Below are 14,617 nucleotides of genomic sequence, written 5' to 3' on the forward strand. Positions count from 1 at the left end.
GATGACCGCGCGGTCGGGTCCGGGTCCCGCCCCCACGCTCCGTCCCCCCAGCCCCTGCCCCGCCCCCAGGCCTCGGCCACCGGCCCCGCCGGGGCGGGGCGACGGGCGCGGAGGGCCCGGGGGAGGCCTTCCCTCAGGGCTCCTGCAGCTCCGCGTAGACCGCGCTCGCGTCGTCGTGGAGCTTCCAGCGGTGCGCCCCGCCCGCCCGCGGGTCCGCCTCCTCCAGGGCGCGCACCCGACGGAGCAGGCCGGCCGCCCCCTCCTTGCGCAGCACGCCGAAGCAGTCCGTCCAGTCGCCCTCGCCGAACAACTCCACCCAGCGGCTCGCCCCGTCCGTGAGCGCCGCCAGCGCCCGCACCTGCGCGCGCGGCGTGCTGCCGACCACCGCCCGCTCGGCGACCGCGGGATCCGCGGCCGCGGTGAAGAAGCCGCCCTCCCGGTTGCGCAGCCGGTCCGTCGCCTCCAGGGAGCGCAGGACCTCGCGCGGCACCCGGTCCAGCCGGTCGTCGAGCACGGCCCGCACCGAACCGTCCGGCGCCTCCAGGAGCAGGGTGGAGTCGGAGAGGACGAGGTGCTCGACCGCGACCTCGTCCCAGCGGGCGATCACGACGGTCGCCTGCGGCGTCCGCACGTGAGAAAGGTCACAGGTGTCACGGTGGGTGTTCGCGGTGCGCCGGATTGCCAGCGAGAGGATCTCGGACAGGGGCACGTCCCGCCGGGAACCGGACAGTTCGGTCAAAGCCCCGCCCAGGCGTGCGGTGAACCAGGGGACCGTGTGCACACAACCGTCATCACCCGCGGGGGGTGTGACGCCGTCGAGCAGAACGACGGTTCCCCCGACTCCCGAAGCTGGTAGAGCTGCGGCCACCCAGTCCTCGTTGGGGCGTTCGGGGCTGCCGGGCAGGGAGGCGAGTTCGCTGCGCATGCCGTCCAGTGTGCCCGCCCCCCGCGGTTTCCCCGGGGAGTCCCTTCACGGGACCTGCAAATGACCAGAAAAGGCCTGTACCAACCCCGTGGAGGTGGTGAGAAGGCCGGAACACACCCCTCCGGGGAGCTGCGGGCGCGCATCCTGCCAAAGCCCGACCGGAAGATCCAACCGGCACCCGGTCCGCCCCCGCCGGCTGCACCGCCGGAAGTTGTTAGCCAACTACTGAGTGTTGTTCACTCGTTCGGGTGGCGGAGTGGCCGATGCCCGTCCCCTTCCCGGAAGCGCTGGAATGGTCGGAAGCCGTACCAGGGGTGGGGGCGCTCCATGTGACCGGTCGTCACCTCTGCTTCATGGGCGGACGAAACAAGAATGCGAGCACCGGTGCAGAAGAAGCGGCCTCGGAGCAAGAACGGCACGCAGAGTCAGACCCCCGGTGAGCCGCTGGCCCCCACCGGCCGGACCCAGCGCGTCCGCAACCGACTGGTCGTCGGCGTCGCCCTCGTCGGCGTCACCGTCCTCGCCGCCGGAGCCCCCGCGATCCTCGCCGCCTCCACCGAGTTCATCGAGTCCCAGCGCCTGATCACCCTCGCCGAACTCGACCGACAGGCCGTCACCCTCGCGCACTCGCTCGCCGACGAGCGGGACGAGGTCGTGGCCTACGTCGCCGCCGGCCGCGACCGGCAGAGCGACGACGACGAGCACCGGCGGCAGGTCACCGACGCCCGGTCCACCCGCGTCGACCGCCAGATCGACGAGATCCTGCCCGCTGCCCCCTCCGAGCTCCGCCGCGACCTCTCCGGAGTGCCCTCCATCCGCCGCGCCGCACTCACCGGCAAGGGCACGGCCCTGGAGGCCCACCGGGCGTACTCCCACGTCATCGCCAAGCTCCAGGCCCTCGCCGACGAGCTCGCCGACAAGACCCCCGCCCGTGCCGCCGACGTCCTTCCGGCCGGGACCACCCGGGCCCCCGCCGCCCTCGGCCGAGCCGTCGAACAGGCCTCCGCCACCCGTGGCCTCCTGCTCGCCGCGCTCTCCGTGCCGCAGCCCGAACCCACCGGGGACGTCCGCTACGACCCCCAGACCGGAACCTACGTCGCCGACGAGCCCGAGGGCGCCGCCGAGGCCGAGCGGGCCCGTGACGCCCTCACGGCCGCCGCCCAGCAAGCACGCGTGCGCGAACTCGCCGCCCTCGGCGACTTCGACCAGGCCGCCGGCACCACCGCCCGAGACTCCCTCGCGGCCAACGTCAGCGGCCCCGACGTCAAGACCGCGCAACTCGCGCTCGCCAGCCTCACCGACCAGCCCCAGCTGACCGAGGCCGAGCGCGGGACGGACCCGGTCGCCCTGGAGGCCGCCCTCTCCGCGCGCATCGAGCAGATGCGCGGCGTCGAGTCCGCCCTCGCCGCCGAGCGGGTCGCGCGCCTCGGAGACCTCCGCGACGACGACGTCACCGCCCTGGAACTGCGCCTCGCCTTCCTCGGCGGCTGTCTGCTGGTCGCGGTCGGCATCTCCACCTACGTCGCCCGCAGCCTCACCCGGCCGCTCGCGGTCCTCCGCCTCGGCGCCGCCCGGCTGGCCGCCGCCCCCGAGCCGCACACCGAGGAAGCGGTCCGCTTCACCGGCCGCAACGACGAGTTCGCCCAGATCGTCCGGTCCCTCAACGCCCTGCACGGCAAGCTCGCCGGACTCGCCGCGCGCACCGAGCGGCTCACCGACGAGCACGCCGACCTGGCCGCGGCCAAGGAGGCCGTCGGCACCGAACTGGCCACCCAGCGGGCCGAGCTCCAGGGTCGGGTCGCCCTCCTCACCGCCGACCTCGAACGCCTCAGGAACACCGTCCACCACACGTTCGTCAACCTCTCGCTGCGCAGCCTCGGGCTCGTCGAACGGCAGCTCGGGGTCATCGAGAAGCTGGAGGAGCGCGAGCAGGACCCGGACCGACTCGCGACCCTCTTCAAGCTCGACCACATGGCGACCGTGATGCGGCGCCACAGCGAGAACCTCCTGGTCCTTGCCGGTCATGAGCACGTCCACGGCCATGCCGGGCCGGTCCCGCTCGTCGACGTGCTCCGCGCCGCCGTCAGCGAGATCGAGCGGTACGAGCGGGTCACCATCCAGTCCCTGCCGCCGCACACCCAGATCGCGGGCTTCGCCGCGGACGACCTCAGCCACTTGGTCGCGGAGCTCCTGGAGAACGCCACCTCCTTCTCGCCGCCCGACGCCGAGGTCCAGCTCTCCGGCTGGCTCCTGGAGAGCGGCGAGGTGATGCTCTCCGTGCAGGACGCGGGCATCGGCATGACCGCCGCCCGCTTCGCCGAGCTCAACGCCCGCCTCGCCGAGGCCGATGCGGAGGCCTTCGAGGGCGAGGGGCTCGGCATGCGGGTCATCACCCGCCTCGCCGCCCGTCACGGGGTCCGCGTCGAACTGCGCGAGCAGAAGCCGGGCGGCACGGCCGCCGTCGTGATCCTGCCGCTGCCCCTGCTGCCGAGCGCCCCGCCGTCGGCCCCCACGGATTCCGTGGCAGGCGCCGGTGCGGCGGGCGTGCTCCAGCTGCCCGGTTCGGTCGCGGAGGCCAACTCCAACACGCTGCCGTCCCGGACCCGCGATCCGCTCGTCGAAGCCGCGGAACGCGCCTTCCAGGAGGCCGAAGCGCACGGCGACGCGGAACGGGTCCGGGCACGGACTCCGGAGCAGGAGCACGCCTCCCCCTTTGAGGTCCGGTCGGACGACCCCTACGAGCACGGGCCGGAGGATTCCTCCGCGCCCGGGCGCGAAGAACCGTCCGGGACCCCCGCGCAGGGGCCGTCCGTCGCCGAGACCACCCTGCAGGTGCGGTTGCCCGTTCCGCCGTCGGAGCCGGACGTCCACGAGCGGGCCGGCGACGGGGAGGAGCCCCTCGCCGGGGCGCCCGTGCCGGCACCCGCCCCGACCGCCGGGCCGTCCGCCCCCGCGCCGGCCGCCGAAGCCCCGCCCGCCGGGGAGCCGGTGCCCGGACCGCGCCCCGGGCAGTGGGAGCGGGTCACCGAGAAGGGCCTGCCCAAGCGCACCCCTCAGGTGGTCCGCCAGGCGGGCCCCAGCACCACCCCCCGCCAGGGGGCCGTGGATGCGGAGGCCCTGCGCCGCCGGCTCGGCGGCTTCCACCGGGGGGCCCTGGCCGGACGGCGTGACGTGGAGGCGGAGCTGGACACGGCGCGAATAGACGCCACCAGGACTGCACGTACAGGGGAGATGACGGGGGACACAGGCGAGGAGGCACGCAGTTGACTGCGACGGGAACGTTCGGACTGAGCACGGAAGCCCGCAACCTGCAATGGCTGCTGGGGAATTTGGTGGAGGAGGTGCCGGGGCTCCGCTCGGTGGCCGTCGTCTCCTCGGACGGACTGATGCTGCTCTCGTCGGAGTCGGCCGCCCAGCCGACCGCGGCGGACGCAGCCGCAACCGACCGCCCCCGCGGGCCGCGCGGCTCCAGCGCCGATCTGGCCACCATCGTCTCCGGCATCGGCAGCCTGACCGTCGGTGCCGCCCGGCTGATGGACGGCGGCGGGGTCAAGCAGACGATGGTGGCGATGGAGGAGGGCAGCGTCTTCGTCATGTCCATCAGCGACGGCTCACTGCTCGGCGTGCACGCCGAGCCCGACTGCGACATGAGCGTGGTGGCCTACCACATGGCCCTCTTCGTGGGCCGCGCCGGCCACGTACTCACCCCCGAAGTCCGCAGCGAGTTGCGCAAATCGATGGAGAGTCCCCGGTGACGTCCGCCTCGCACGCCTTCAAGCTGCCGGTACGCGGAGACGGACGGCGCCCCGCGCGCGTGCGTCCGTACTCGCTGACCGGCGGTCGCACCCGCTTCGGCCACGTCCTGCTCGTCGAGACCTTCGTGGCAGCGCTCGAAGCGCCCGCCGCGCGCAGGGTCCTGACGGACGGCGGGCCGACCGCCCGGGGCCTGATGCCGGAGATGCGGGCCATCGTCGGGATCTGCCGCCGGATGCGGACGGTGGCGGAGATCTCGGCTCTTCTGAAGATGCCGTTGGGGGTCGTCCGGGTGCTCCTCAGCGACCTGGCCGACCAGGGAAAGATCCGCGTGTACGGGACCGGTCACGGCACCGGACAGCCCGACCGCGCGCTCCTCGAAAGGGTGCTGAGTGGACTCCGTCGTCTCTGACGCCACCGCCGTCTCCGAAACCGCCACCACCGAGGCGCCGGCGACCGCCGGCATCCCCGTCCAGCCGGGGTCCGCGGATCCCCTGAGTCGTGCCGCGGAGCCCGATCCCGCGGAGATAGACACCGAAGAAGGCGCCCAGGACTGGCAGCTCGACCACTCCCGGGCCCCGATCGCGACGAAGATCGTCGTCGCGGGGGGCTTCGGGGTCGGCAAGACCACCTTCGTCCGTGCGGTCTCGGAGATCACCCCGCTGCAGACCGAAGCCCTGATGACCCGGGCGAGCGAGGAAACCGACGACCTCACGGCCACCCCGGACAAGCTCACCACCACGGTGGCGATGGACTTCGGCCGCATCACCCTCGACAGCGACCTGGTGCTGTACGTCTTCGGCACGCCGGGGCAGCAGCGCTTCTGGTTCATGTGGGACGACCTGGTGCGCGGTGCGATCGGGGCGATCGTGCTCGCCGACACCCGACGGCTCACGGACTGCTTCCCGGCACTCGACTACTTCGAGAGCTGCGGACTGCCGTACATCGTGGCCGTCAACCACTTCGAGGGCACGGAGCTGTTCGAGGCGGACGACGTGCGGGAGGCCCTGACCGTACCCGCGCACGTACCCGTGGTGATCATGGATGCGCGCAAGCGGTACAGCGTCGTGGAGAGCCTGCTCGCGATGGTCGCGCACGCTCTCGAAGCCACCCCCGAATAGTCCGCCCCGTCACGCCAGGAGCCCCGCCCATGCGGAAGATACTCATAGTCGGCGCCGGCCAGTCCGGCCTGCAGCTCGCCCTCGGACTCCAGACGCAGGGGTACGAGGTCACCCTGATGTCGAACCGGACGGCGGACGAGATCCGCAACGGCCGGGTCATGTCCACCCAGTGCATGTTCCACACCGCCCTCCAGCACGAGCGTGACCTCGGCCTCAACTTCTGGGAGCCCCAGGCGCCCCGGATCGAGGGCGTCGGCGTCTCCGTCGCCGGCCCCGACGCCACCCGCCCGATCGACTGGGTCGGCCGGCTCGACGGCTACGCGCAGTCCGTCGACCAGCGCGTGAAGATGGCCGGTTGGCTGGACGCCTTCGCCCAGCGCGGCGGACAGCTGGTGGTACACGGCGCGACCGTCGGCGACCTGGACTACTTCTCCCGCAGCTACGACCTGGTCCTCGTCGCCGCCGGCAAGGGCGAACTGGTCTCCATGTTCGGCCGCGACGCCGCCCGCTCGCCGTACGACCAGCCGCAGCGCGCGCTGGCCGTCGCGTACGTCCACGGCCTCGGCCCGCGTCCCGAGCACCCCGACTTCGACGCGGTCCGCTGCAACATCGTCCCGGGCGTCGGCGAACTCTTCGTGATGCCGACCCTCACCACCAGCGGTCGCGCCGACATCCTCTTCTGGGAGGGGGTCCCCGGCGGTCCGCTCGACGTCTTCCGCGGCGTCAAGGACCCCTCCGAGCACCTGGCGCTGACGCTGGAGCTGATGGAGAGGTTCACGCCCTGGGAGTACGCGCGGGCCACCAAGGTCGAGCTGACCGACGCGGGGGGCACCCTCGCCGGGCGGTACGCCCCGACCGTCCGCAACCCGATCGGCCGGCTCCCCGGCGGCGGACTGGTCCTCGGCGTCGCCGACGTGGTCGTCGCCAACGACCCGCTCACCGGGCAGGGCTCCAACTCCGCCTCCAAATGCGCCGCCGCGTACCTCGCGGCCATCGTCGAACACGGTGACCGGCCCTTCGACGCGGAGTGGATGCAGACGACCTTCGACCGCTACTGGCAGACGGTCCAGCACGTCACCAAGTGGACCAACACGATGCTGGCGCCCCCGCCGGAGCACGTCCTGAACCTCCTCGGCGCGGCCGGCCAGCTCCCGCCCGTCGCCGACCGCTTCGCCAACGGCTTCAACGACCCGGCCGACCTCGAACACTTCTTCTATGAGCCGGAGAAGACCGCCGCCTACCTGGCCTCGGTCTCCGCAGCCTGACGCCCCCCCATCGACGGCCGGTCCGCGCGACGGCCCGGCCGTCGGGGCGGACCGGCCGGGAGGCGGAGGCACGCAGAGGAGTGGGGACGGCGCCGAAAACCGGTCGATGCGGAGCGTTGCCCCGTTCGATCATGGAGGCATGTCCCTCTCCCAGACCCTTGCCCGAGTCGACGCCGACCTGGCCGCCGGGCGCGTGCCGATGGCGCGTCAGCGCCTCCGCGGGCTCGTTTCCTCCTTCCCGTGCGACCCGTCCCTCCGGCGGCGGCTCGCCGGGGTGTACCGGCTGTACGGCGACGAGGCGGAGGCGGGGCGCTGGATGTTCCTCGAAGAGGACCGGAACGCGGACGAGACCGCCGCCTTCGAGGAGCGGTACGCCACTCCCGCTCGACGGATGAGGGCCCTCGCATGGCGCGGCCCCGAGGCATCGGCCGCCACGCCGTTCGCCGAGCGCCAGTTGTCCGCGGTGCGCACCGCCCGGGCCGAGGAACTGGGGCGGCCGGTCGACTGGGACGATCCCGCCTCCTACGAGGAGGGCGACGGTGACGGGGGCATCCCGGACGGGGACGGTTGGACGGTTGGTGGTTTCCTCGCCGGCATCGGCTGTCTGCTCGGAGCGGTCGCCTTCCTGGCGGTCTGGGTGGTCGGCGTCATCGCGCTCTTCTCGTGAGCCGTGCCGACGGACCCGGGGTTCCGCACCCGTCGGGTCCGGTCGGCGGTGGGGCGGGGTCGGGGCCCGGGGCCGCTTGCGGGCAGGGGCGGGCGGGGAGCGGGCTTCAGCTCCCGTCGAAGCCCTCGTCCGCGCCGTCCCCCGCGCCCGCCGGAAGGGCGGGCGGGGCGTAGTCGTCCAGGGCGGTCCCGTCCGGATCGGGTCGTACGGCCCCGAGCAGGGGGTTCGCCGCGAGCGGCGAGACCTTCACCCTTCCGCCGGGGCGCGGGGCCTGCACCACCAGGCCCTCGCCCAGGTAGAGCGCCACATGGGTCGCGCCCGGGAAGTAGACCACCAGGTCGCCGGGGCGGAGCTCGGCCAGTGACACCCGGGGCAGGGTCGCCCATTGCTCCTGGCTGGTCCTCGGCAGCTCCCGGCCGGCCGCTGCCCACGCCTGTTGGGTCAGCCCCGAGCAGTCGTACGCCTCCGGTCCCTCCGCCCCCCATGCGTACGGCTTCCCGATCTGGTCCACCGCGAAGCGCAGGGCCTCCGCGCCGGCCCCGGACGGGGTGCGGGTGCCGTCCAGGACGCCCGAGTCCAGCAGTTCGCGCTGTGCGCCGGCGGTCTGGACGCGCTCCAGCTCGGTGAGCCGGGCCAGTTGGTCCGGTGAGAGTCCGGCGAGCAGCTTCTCCACCTCGACCAGCTTGGCCCGCACGTCGTCACGGCGGGCGCGCTGCGCGGCAGCGAGCTGCTGTTGCCGGTCGAGGGCCTTGCGGGAGGTGCTCGCCAGGCCGTCGGCCCGCCGTTCGGCCGCCGTGAGCCGGGAGACCGCGTCGCTCCGCTCCCGGGCCACCCGGGCCATCAGGTGCCCCTGGTCCAGGGCGGACTGGGGGTCGGGGGCGAAGAGCAGCCGCAGGTACCCGGAGAGTTCCGTCTTCCCCCGGTACTGGTCCCGGGCGATCCGACCGGCTGCGGCACGGCCTTCCGCGAGGGCGGTCCGGGCGGCGGTGAGGCGGGCGGTGACCTGCCGGGTGTCCGCCGTCTGGACCTTCAGCGCCTCCTCCGCGGCGTTGTACCGCTCGGTCGCCTCCTCGGCCTGCTGGTAGAGGGTCCGCAGCCGTGCGAGCAGTCCGCTGACGGAGCTCGTGCCGGGGGCCGGGAGGGCGGCGGCGTCGTCGTCCTCGACGGCCGGTGTGCCCGCGCCGGGTTCCGCACCCGTTCCGGGTTCCGCATTCGGGTCGGATTCCGTGCCCGGTTCCGTGCCCGGTTCCGGTTCCGGTTCCGTGCCCGGGGCGTCGGCCGGGGCGCTGGATGCGGGATCGACCGGGCCGACCGGCTCCGCCGCGGGGTCGGCCCAGGCGATCGGGGCCTCCACCGGAGGGGGGTCGACCGGGGTGGCCCCGGCTGCCGGGAGCACCCCGGCGAAGGCCGTCGCGGAGGCGAGGGCCCCCGTGCAGACCGTGCGCAGCAGGCTTTGTGACACGTCACCACCTCCACGGGGATGATGACGGGTCACTTCATCTGATGAGCGTACTCATCGGGTCGCGCCGCGGTGCGTCACCCGTTCGGTGCTGCCGTCGAGCCCGATCCCTACCCCGGCCCCGGCCCCTCCTCCGATTCCGGCCCGGGCTTCGCGCCCGGCTTCGACCACGGCCACTTCAGCTCGCGCCGCTCCCGCCCCTCGGGCGCGTACACATAGACCCAGCCGCGCTGCAGCCCGAGCCGCTTGGTGTGGCCCGCGGGCTCGCGCCGGTACGCGTACACGGTCGGCGGGCGCCCGTCGTGTGCCGGGACCGGTACCTCGTACCACTTGGCCGGGTGGCCGGTCGGGCCGAGCAGGATCGGCAGGACCCGGCCGTCGAGGGGGCCGCCGCGGAAGGGGGTGTTCTCGCTTCTCACCCCTTCAGTCTCCCCGACCCCGGGGGCGACAGCAGGCGGGCGGCCTCGCCCAGCACCGGGACCGCCCGGTGGGCGAGCAGTCCCACCGGGCCTTCGGGGGTCTCCTGTGTGAGGAGCGCCCGGAACACCTCCGCCGTCTCCGCGTCGCTCGTCGCGGTCGCCGCGAGCAGGGCGACGAGGTGGTCGACGAGCCAGTCCCGCAGCTCCCGCTCCGGCGGCTGCTTCCCCTCGTCGAGCCAGATGAGCGAGGCCGCCTCCACGGCGGCGATCCACGTGCGGACCAGCATGCCGAGCCGGGGGCCCGGCCGCTCCGCCCCGAGGTGGACGAGGATCTGCTCGGCGGCGGCCCGGCGCACCTCGTCCACGATCGCCGAGGTCCGGGAGGTCTCGGCGACGCTGCCGCCGCGCAACAGGGCGCTGAAGCCGGTGTCGTGCTGGTCCACGAAGGCCAGGTAGCGGTCGAGCACCCGGCCGAGCCGTTCCGTGGGCGCTCCTTCGGCGGGCTCGGCGAAGCAACGGTTCAGCGCGTCGGCATGGGAGCGGAGGGCGGCCTCGTACAGCTGCTGCTTGCCGCCGGGGAAGTAGCGGTAGACCAGGGGGCGCGAGACTCCGGCCGCCTCCGCGACGTCGTCGAGCGAGACGTCCTCGGGCGCCCGCTGGGCGAAGAGCTCCAGGGCGGCCCTGAGCAGTTGCCCGCGCCGCTCCTCGACGCTGAGCCTGCGGTACGCGGGGGTGGCGGCGCTCGTCATGCACCGCAGCGTATCCGCGGCGCGGGTCCTCCCGTCGGCCGGCCGGCGGGGGAGGGCCGGGGAAGGGGCGTCGGGCGGTGGTGCTCCGCTCCGTGCGGCGACCGGGGAGGGGGGCGTCGTCCAGCAGGGCCACCGGAGCGGAAAAGACCTTGCGCGCAACTTGTTGACGATCCGTCTACCAACGTGTGAGCCTGGCGCCGGACCCGCTCCCCGCCGCCGCTCCCAAGGAGGCGTCAGTGTCGACGCGCGACCTCTACACCTCGGCCCCGTCCACGCCCACCTGGCAGGTGCCCGCCACCGGTGCCGCCCGCTTCTCCTGGGACTACGACGACGGCCGCGAGCGCCTCCTCGCCCTCTACCAGAAGGGCAAGGACAAGCAGTGGGACGGCGCCACCCGGATCGACTGGAGCATCGAGGTCGACCCGTACGACCCGCTCGGCACCCCCGACGAGGTGCTGACCCTCCACGGCACCCGCCACTGGGCGAAGATGTCCGAGAAGGACAAGGGCGACCTGCGCCGGCACTACGCCTCCTGGCAGTTCAGCCAGTTCCTCCACGGCGAGCAGGGCGCGATGATCTGCGCCGCCCGGATCGTCGAGTCGGTGCCCGACCTGGACGCCAAGTTCTACTCGGCCACCCAGACCATGGACGAGGCCCGGCACGCCGAGATCTACGGCCGCTTCCTCCACGAGAAGGTCGGGATGCTCTACCCGATCAACGACAACCTCAAGGGCCTCCTCGACGACACCCTGCGCGACTCGCGCTGGGACATGCCCTACCTCGGCATGCAGGTCCTCATCGAGGGCCTCGCCCTCGCCGCCTTCGGCATGATCCGGGACACCACCGACAAGCCGCTGCCGAAGCAGATCCTCGCGTACGTGATGCAGGACGAGGCCCGGCACGTCGCCTTCGGCCGGATGGCCCTGCGCGACTACTACAAGCAGCTCTCCGACGCCGAGCTCCGCGAGCGCGAGGAGTTCGTCATCGAGGGCTGCTACTTGATGCGCGACCGGCTGCGCGGGGTCGAGGTGCTGGAGAACTTCGGCGTCCCGAGGAAGGAGGCGGAGGAGTTCAGCGAGCAGAGCGAGTTCCTGCACCTCTTCCGCAAGCTCCTCTTCAGCCGGATCGTGCCCTGCGTCAAGGACATCGGCCTCTGGGGCGAGCGCCTGCAGAAGGCCTACCTCGACATGGGCGTCTTCGACCTCGGCGACTCCAACCTGGACCTGCTGATGACCCAGGACGAGGAGATCGCGGAGCGGCTCGACGCGGAACGCTTCGCGGCGGAGGAACGGGCCCGGGTCACGGAGGTCGCGCAGGCGATCGCGGACGGAGCGGCGTAGCCGCGGCGCTAACCCCGCGCCTTCGCCTCCAGCTCCAACGCCTCCTCCATCACCGCCTTGGCGATCGGCGCCGCACTGCCGCCGCCGCTGATCTCCGTGCGGGAGGCCTCCGCGTCCTCGACGACGACCGCCACCGCCACCGCCGGCTGGGCCGAGTCGTCCGCCTGGGCCCAGGCGATGAACCATGCGTACGGGGTGCCGGTGTTCCCGAGGCCGTGCTGGGCGGTGCCCGTCTTGCCGCCGACCCGGGCTCCCGGGATCGTCGCATTGGTCCCGGTGCCCTCCTCGACCGCCTTCACCATCAGCCGCTGGAGCTGCATCGCCGTCGCCGGGGTCATCGCCCGCCGGTAGCTGCTGCGGACCGTGCGGTCCACGGTCGTGCCGCCGGAGGTCGTGGTGCGCTCGACGAGGTACGGCTGGGCGATCTCCCCGTGGTTGGCGACGGCCGCCGCCACCATCGCCATCTGGAGCGGGGTCGCCGTCGTGTCGAACTGCCCGATCGAGGAGAGCGCCAACTGGTCCCGGCTCATCCTCCGGTCGAAGTTGGACTTCGCCACCCAGGACGGCACCCGGAGCCCCGTGTCGTTGAAGCCGAAGCGCTCCACGGCCTCGACCATCCCCTCCAGGCCCACCTTCACCCCGAGCCCGGCCATCACCGTGTTGCACGACCACTGGATCGCGTACGCGAGGGAGGCGTCACCACAGCCCCTCGCCTCGTTCGGCAGCACCTGCCGGGTGCCCGGCAGCACGAACGGGTCCGGCGTGTCCGTCGGGGCCTCCGCGTCCCGCACCGCTCCGGCGTCCAGGGCCGCCGCGGCCGTCACGATCTTGAAGGTGGAGCCGGGCGGGTAGGTCTGCCGCAGCGCCCGGTTCAGCATCGGCTGGTTCGGCGAGGAGTTCAGCCGCTGCCAGGCGTCCTTCACGGTCCGTCCGGTCCCGGACAGGACGCCCGGGTCGTACGAGGGCGAACTGACGAGCGCCAGGATCCGGCCGCTGGACGGCTCGACCGCCACGACCGCGCCGCGCTTCCCGTCGAGCCCGCGGTAGGCCGCCTCCTGCAGCGGGGCGCGGACCGTCGTCACCACGTTGCCGCCCGGCTGCCGGCCCCGGGTGAGGTCGTTCCAGAGCGGCAGCGGCGCGAGCATCGGGTCGGTGCCCGAGAGGACCTCGTCCTCGGCGTGCTCGATGAGCGTCGTGCCGTACGTCTGGGAGGAGTGGCCGGTCAGCGGGGCGTACAGCGGCCCCTGGCGGTAGGTCCGTTCCCAGCGGAGCTGTTGGCCGCTGTCCCGGGAGCCGGTCACGGGCTTCCCGTCGACCACGATCTCGCCGCGCGGCCGGGCGTACCGGTCGATCGCGATCCGCCGGTTGGCCGGATCGGCATTGAGGGAGCCGGCTTCGACGACCATCACCCGGGCGGCGTTGACGAGCAGTGCGACGAGCAGCAGCAGGCAGAGGGCGGCGGCCCGCCGGATGTAGGGGATCACCGGGAGCCTCCCGTCCTGCGGAGGGGCCTCGTCATCGGCTGCCCTCCGCGACCTTGGCGAGCACGCCGGTGCCCGCCGCCCCGGGCTGGGGGGCGCGCGCCGAGTCGCTGACCCGGATGAGCAGCGCGACGATCACCCAGTTGGTGACGACCGACGAACCTCCCTGCGCCAGGAAGGGCATCGCCATGCCGGTCAGCGGGATCAGCCCCATCACGCCGCCCGCGATCACGAACACCTGGAGCGCCACGATCGAGGCGAGGCCGATCGCGAGCAGTCGCCCGAAGGGGTCGCGCAGCGAGAGGCCGGCGCGGTAGCCGCGTGCCACCAGCAGCCCGTACAGCAGGAAGAGGGCGGTGAGGCCGACGAGTCCCAGTTCCTCGCCGGCCGTCGCCAGGATGAAGTCGGACTTGGTGGCGAAGCCGATGAGGACGGAACGGCCGAGGCCGAGCCCCGTGCCGAGCATCCCGCCCGCGGCGAACGCGAACAGCGACTGGGCGAGTTGCCCCGGCCCCTCGCCCGCCCGGATCGAGGCGAAGGGGTCCAGCCAGTCCTGCACCCGGCCGTGGACGTGCGGTTCGAGCGAGCCGACGAGGAAGGCGCCGGCAGAGGCCAGGACGAGGCCGACCGCGATCCATCCGGTCCGACCGGTCGCCACGTACAACATGATCACGAAGAGGCCGAAGAAGAGCAGCGACGTGCCCAGGTCCCGTTCGAGCACGAGGACGCCGACGCTCAGCAGCCAGATCGCCACGATCGGGCCCAGCACCCGGCCCGTCGGGAACTGGAACTTCCAGATCCGTCGGCCGGTGTGGGCGAGCGCATTGCGGTTGGTCGCCAGGTACGCGGCGAAGAAGACCGCGAGCAGGATCTTGGCGAACTCGCCCGGTTGGAAGGAGAGTCCGCCGATCCTGATCCAGATCCGAGCGCCGTTGACCGCCGGGAAGAAGATCGGCAGCAGCATCAGGGCGAGCGCCGCGGCCATCGACACGTAGGCGTACCCCTGGAGCGCACGGTGGTCCCGCAGGAGCAGGACGACCACGATGAACAGCGCCACCCCGAGCGTCGACCAGACCAACTGCGTCGCCGCCGCCTGGTCCTTCGGCGTCTCCAGGTCGAGACGGTAGATCAGCACCAGCCCGAGGCCGTTGAGCAGCACCGCGATCGGGAGCAGCAGGGGATCGGCGTACGGGGCGCGGAAGCGGACCGCGAGGTGGGCGACGAGCGAGAGCAGCCCGAGCCCGGCCCCGTAGCGGGCGGCATCGGGCGGCACGGCACCGCTGCGGGCGAGGCCGACCTCCGCATAGCCGAGGACGGAGATCAGGACGGCCCCGATCAGCAGCGAGAGCTCCACGCCACGGCGCTTGGGGACACGGATGCCGGGCGGGGGTGCGTCCGGGCTCCGCGGCCGTGGTGCGGTCATGCTCCGCAACGTAGC

At 73.1% G+C, this 14,617-nt stretch carries 13 protein-coding genes; 7 read left to right on the forward strand and 6 right to left on the reverse strand.

Translation table 11 applies throughout. The features are described from left to right. Window positions 1-133: 133 nt before the first annotated feature. Window positions 134-925 (reverse strand): hypothetical protein, encoded by a 792-nt coding sequence (locus ACFW22_RS03775; RefSeq protein ID WP_386398434.1) that lies wholly within the window; start codon window positions 923-925, stop codon window positions 134-136. Between the two features lie 372 nt (window positions 926-1,297). Between ACFW22_RS03775 and ACFW22_RS03780 the strand changes: the two genes are divergently transcribed. The 6 genes from ACFW22_RS03780 (at window position 1,298) to ACFW22_RS03805 (ending at window position 7,731) form a co-directional block, all read left to right on the forward strand. Then, window positions 1,298-4,192, forward strand: a complete 2,895-nt coding sequence (locus ACFW22_RS03780) for a nitrate- and nitrite sensing domain-containing protein (RefSeq protein WP_386398436.1) — start codon at window positions 1,298-1,300, stop codon at window positions 4,190-4,192. Further along, entirely contained in the window at window positions 4,189-4,680 is a 492-nt protein-coding gene (locus ACFW22_RS03785) for a roadblock/LC7 domain-containing protein (RefSeq protein WP_386398440.1), read from the forward strand. Before ACFW22_RS03780 ends, ACFW22_RS03785 begins: the two co-directional genes overlap by 4 nt. Next, entirely contained in the window at window positions 4,677-5,090 is a 414-nt protein-coding gene (locus ACFW22_RS03790; protein WP_386398441.1) for a DUF742 domain-containing protein, read from the forward strand. The genes ACFW22_RS03785 and ACFW22_RS03790 overlap by 4 nt, the downstream gene beginning before the upstream one ends. After that, on the forward strand, window positions 5,071-5,799 hold the full coding sequence (locus ACFW22_RS03795; protein ID WP_386398444.1) for an ATP/GTP-binding protein: 729 nt from the start codon (window positions 5,071-5,073) through the stop codon (window positions 5,797-5,799). The genes ACFW22_RS03790 and ACFW22_RS03795 overlap by 20 nt, the downstream gene beginning before the upstream one ends. A gap of 29 nt (window positions 5,800-5,828) precedes the next feature. Beyond that, on the forward strand, window positions 5,829-7,064 hold the full coding sequence (locus tag ACFW22_RS03800; RefSeq protein ID WP_386398448.1) for a styrene monooxygenase/indole monooxygenase family protein: 1,236 nt from the start codon (window positions 5,829-5,831) through the stop codon (window positions 7,062-7,064). Window positions 7,065-7,203: 139 nt separating this feature from the next. After that, window positions 7,204-7,731, forward strand: coding sequence for a DUF6584 family protein (locus ACFW22_RS03805; protein ID WP_386398449.1), 528 nt, complete (start codon window positions 7,204-7,206; stop codon window positions 7,729-7,731). Between the two features lie 106 nt (window positions 7,732-7,837). Here the strand turns inward: ACFW22_RS03805 and ACFW22_RS03810 are convergent, their stop codons facing one another. The 3 genes from ACFW22_RS03810 to ACFW22_RS03820 form a co-directional block, all read right to left on the reverse strand. Continuing rightward, window positions 7,838-9,193, reverse strand: a complete 1,356-nt coding sequence (locus ACFW22_RS03810; RefSeq protein WP_386398451.1) for an NlpC/P60 family protein — start codon at window positions 9,191-9,193, stop codon at window positions 7,838-7,840. Between the two features lie 107 nt (window positions 9,194-9,300). Next, complete coding sequence (locus tag ACFW22_RS03815) at window positions 9,301-9,609, reverse strand: hypothetical protein (RefSeq protein WP_386398454.1); 309 nt, start codon at window positions 9,607-9,609, stop codon at window positions 9,301-9,303. Beyond that, a complete protein-coding gene (locus ACFW22_RS03820; protein ID WP_386398457.1) occupies window positions 9,606-10,358 on the reverse strand; it encodes a TetR/AcrR family transcriptional regulator in 753 nt (250 codons plus the stop codon). The genes ACFW22_RS03815 and ACFW22_RS03820 overlap by 4 nt, the downstream gene beginning before the upstream one ends. 236 nt (window positions 10,359-10,594) lie before the next feature. Between ACFW22_RS03820 and ACFW22_RS03825 the strand changes: the two genes are divergently transcribed. After that, window positions 10,595-11,698 (forward strand): ferritin-like domain-containing protein, encoded by a 1,104-nt coding sequence (locus tag ACFW22_RS03825; protein ID WP_386398459.1) that lies wholly within the window; start codon window positions 10,595-10,597, stop codon window positions 11,696-11,698. Between the two features lie 8 nt (window positions 11,699-11,706). On the opposite strand, the gene ACFW22_RS03830 is transcribed toward ACFW22_RS03825, so the two are convergent. Beyond that, the gene (locus tag ACFW22_RS03830) at window positions 11,707-13,182 is read right to left on the reverse strand and encodes a penicillin-binding transpeptidase domain-containing protein (RefSeq protein ID WP_386398461.1); all 1,476 of its coding nucleotides are present in this window, start codon (window positions 13,180-13,182) and stop codon (window positions 11,707-11,709) included. 31 nt (window positions 13,183-13,213) lie between these two features. Next, a complete protein-coding gene (locus ACFW22_RS03835; protein ID WP_386398465.1) occupies window positions 13,214-14,602 on the reverse strand; it encodes an FtsW/RodA/SpoVE family cell cycle protein in 1,389 nt (462 codons plus the stop codon). Window positions 14,603-14,617: the final 15 nt, after the last annotated feature.

The sequence above is a fragment of the Streptomyces sp. NPDC058872 genome, from assembly GCF_042743065.1.
GTDB lineage: Bacteria > Actinomycetota > Actinomycetes > Streptomycetales > Streptomycetaceae > Streptomyces.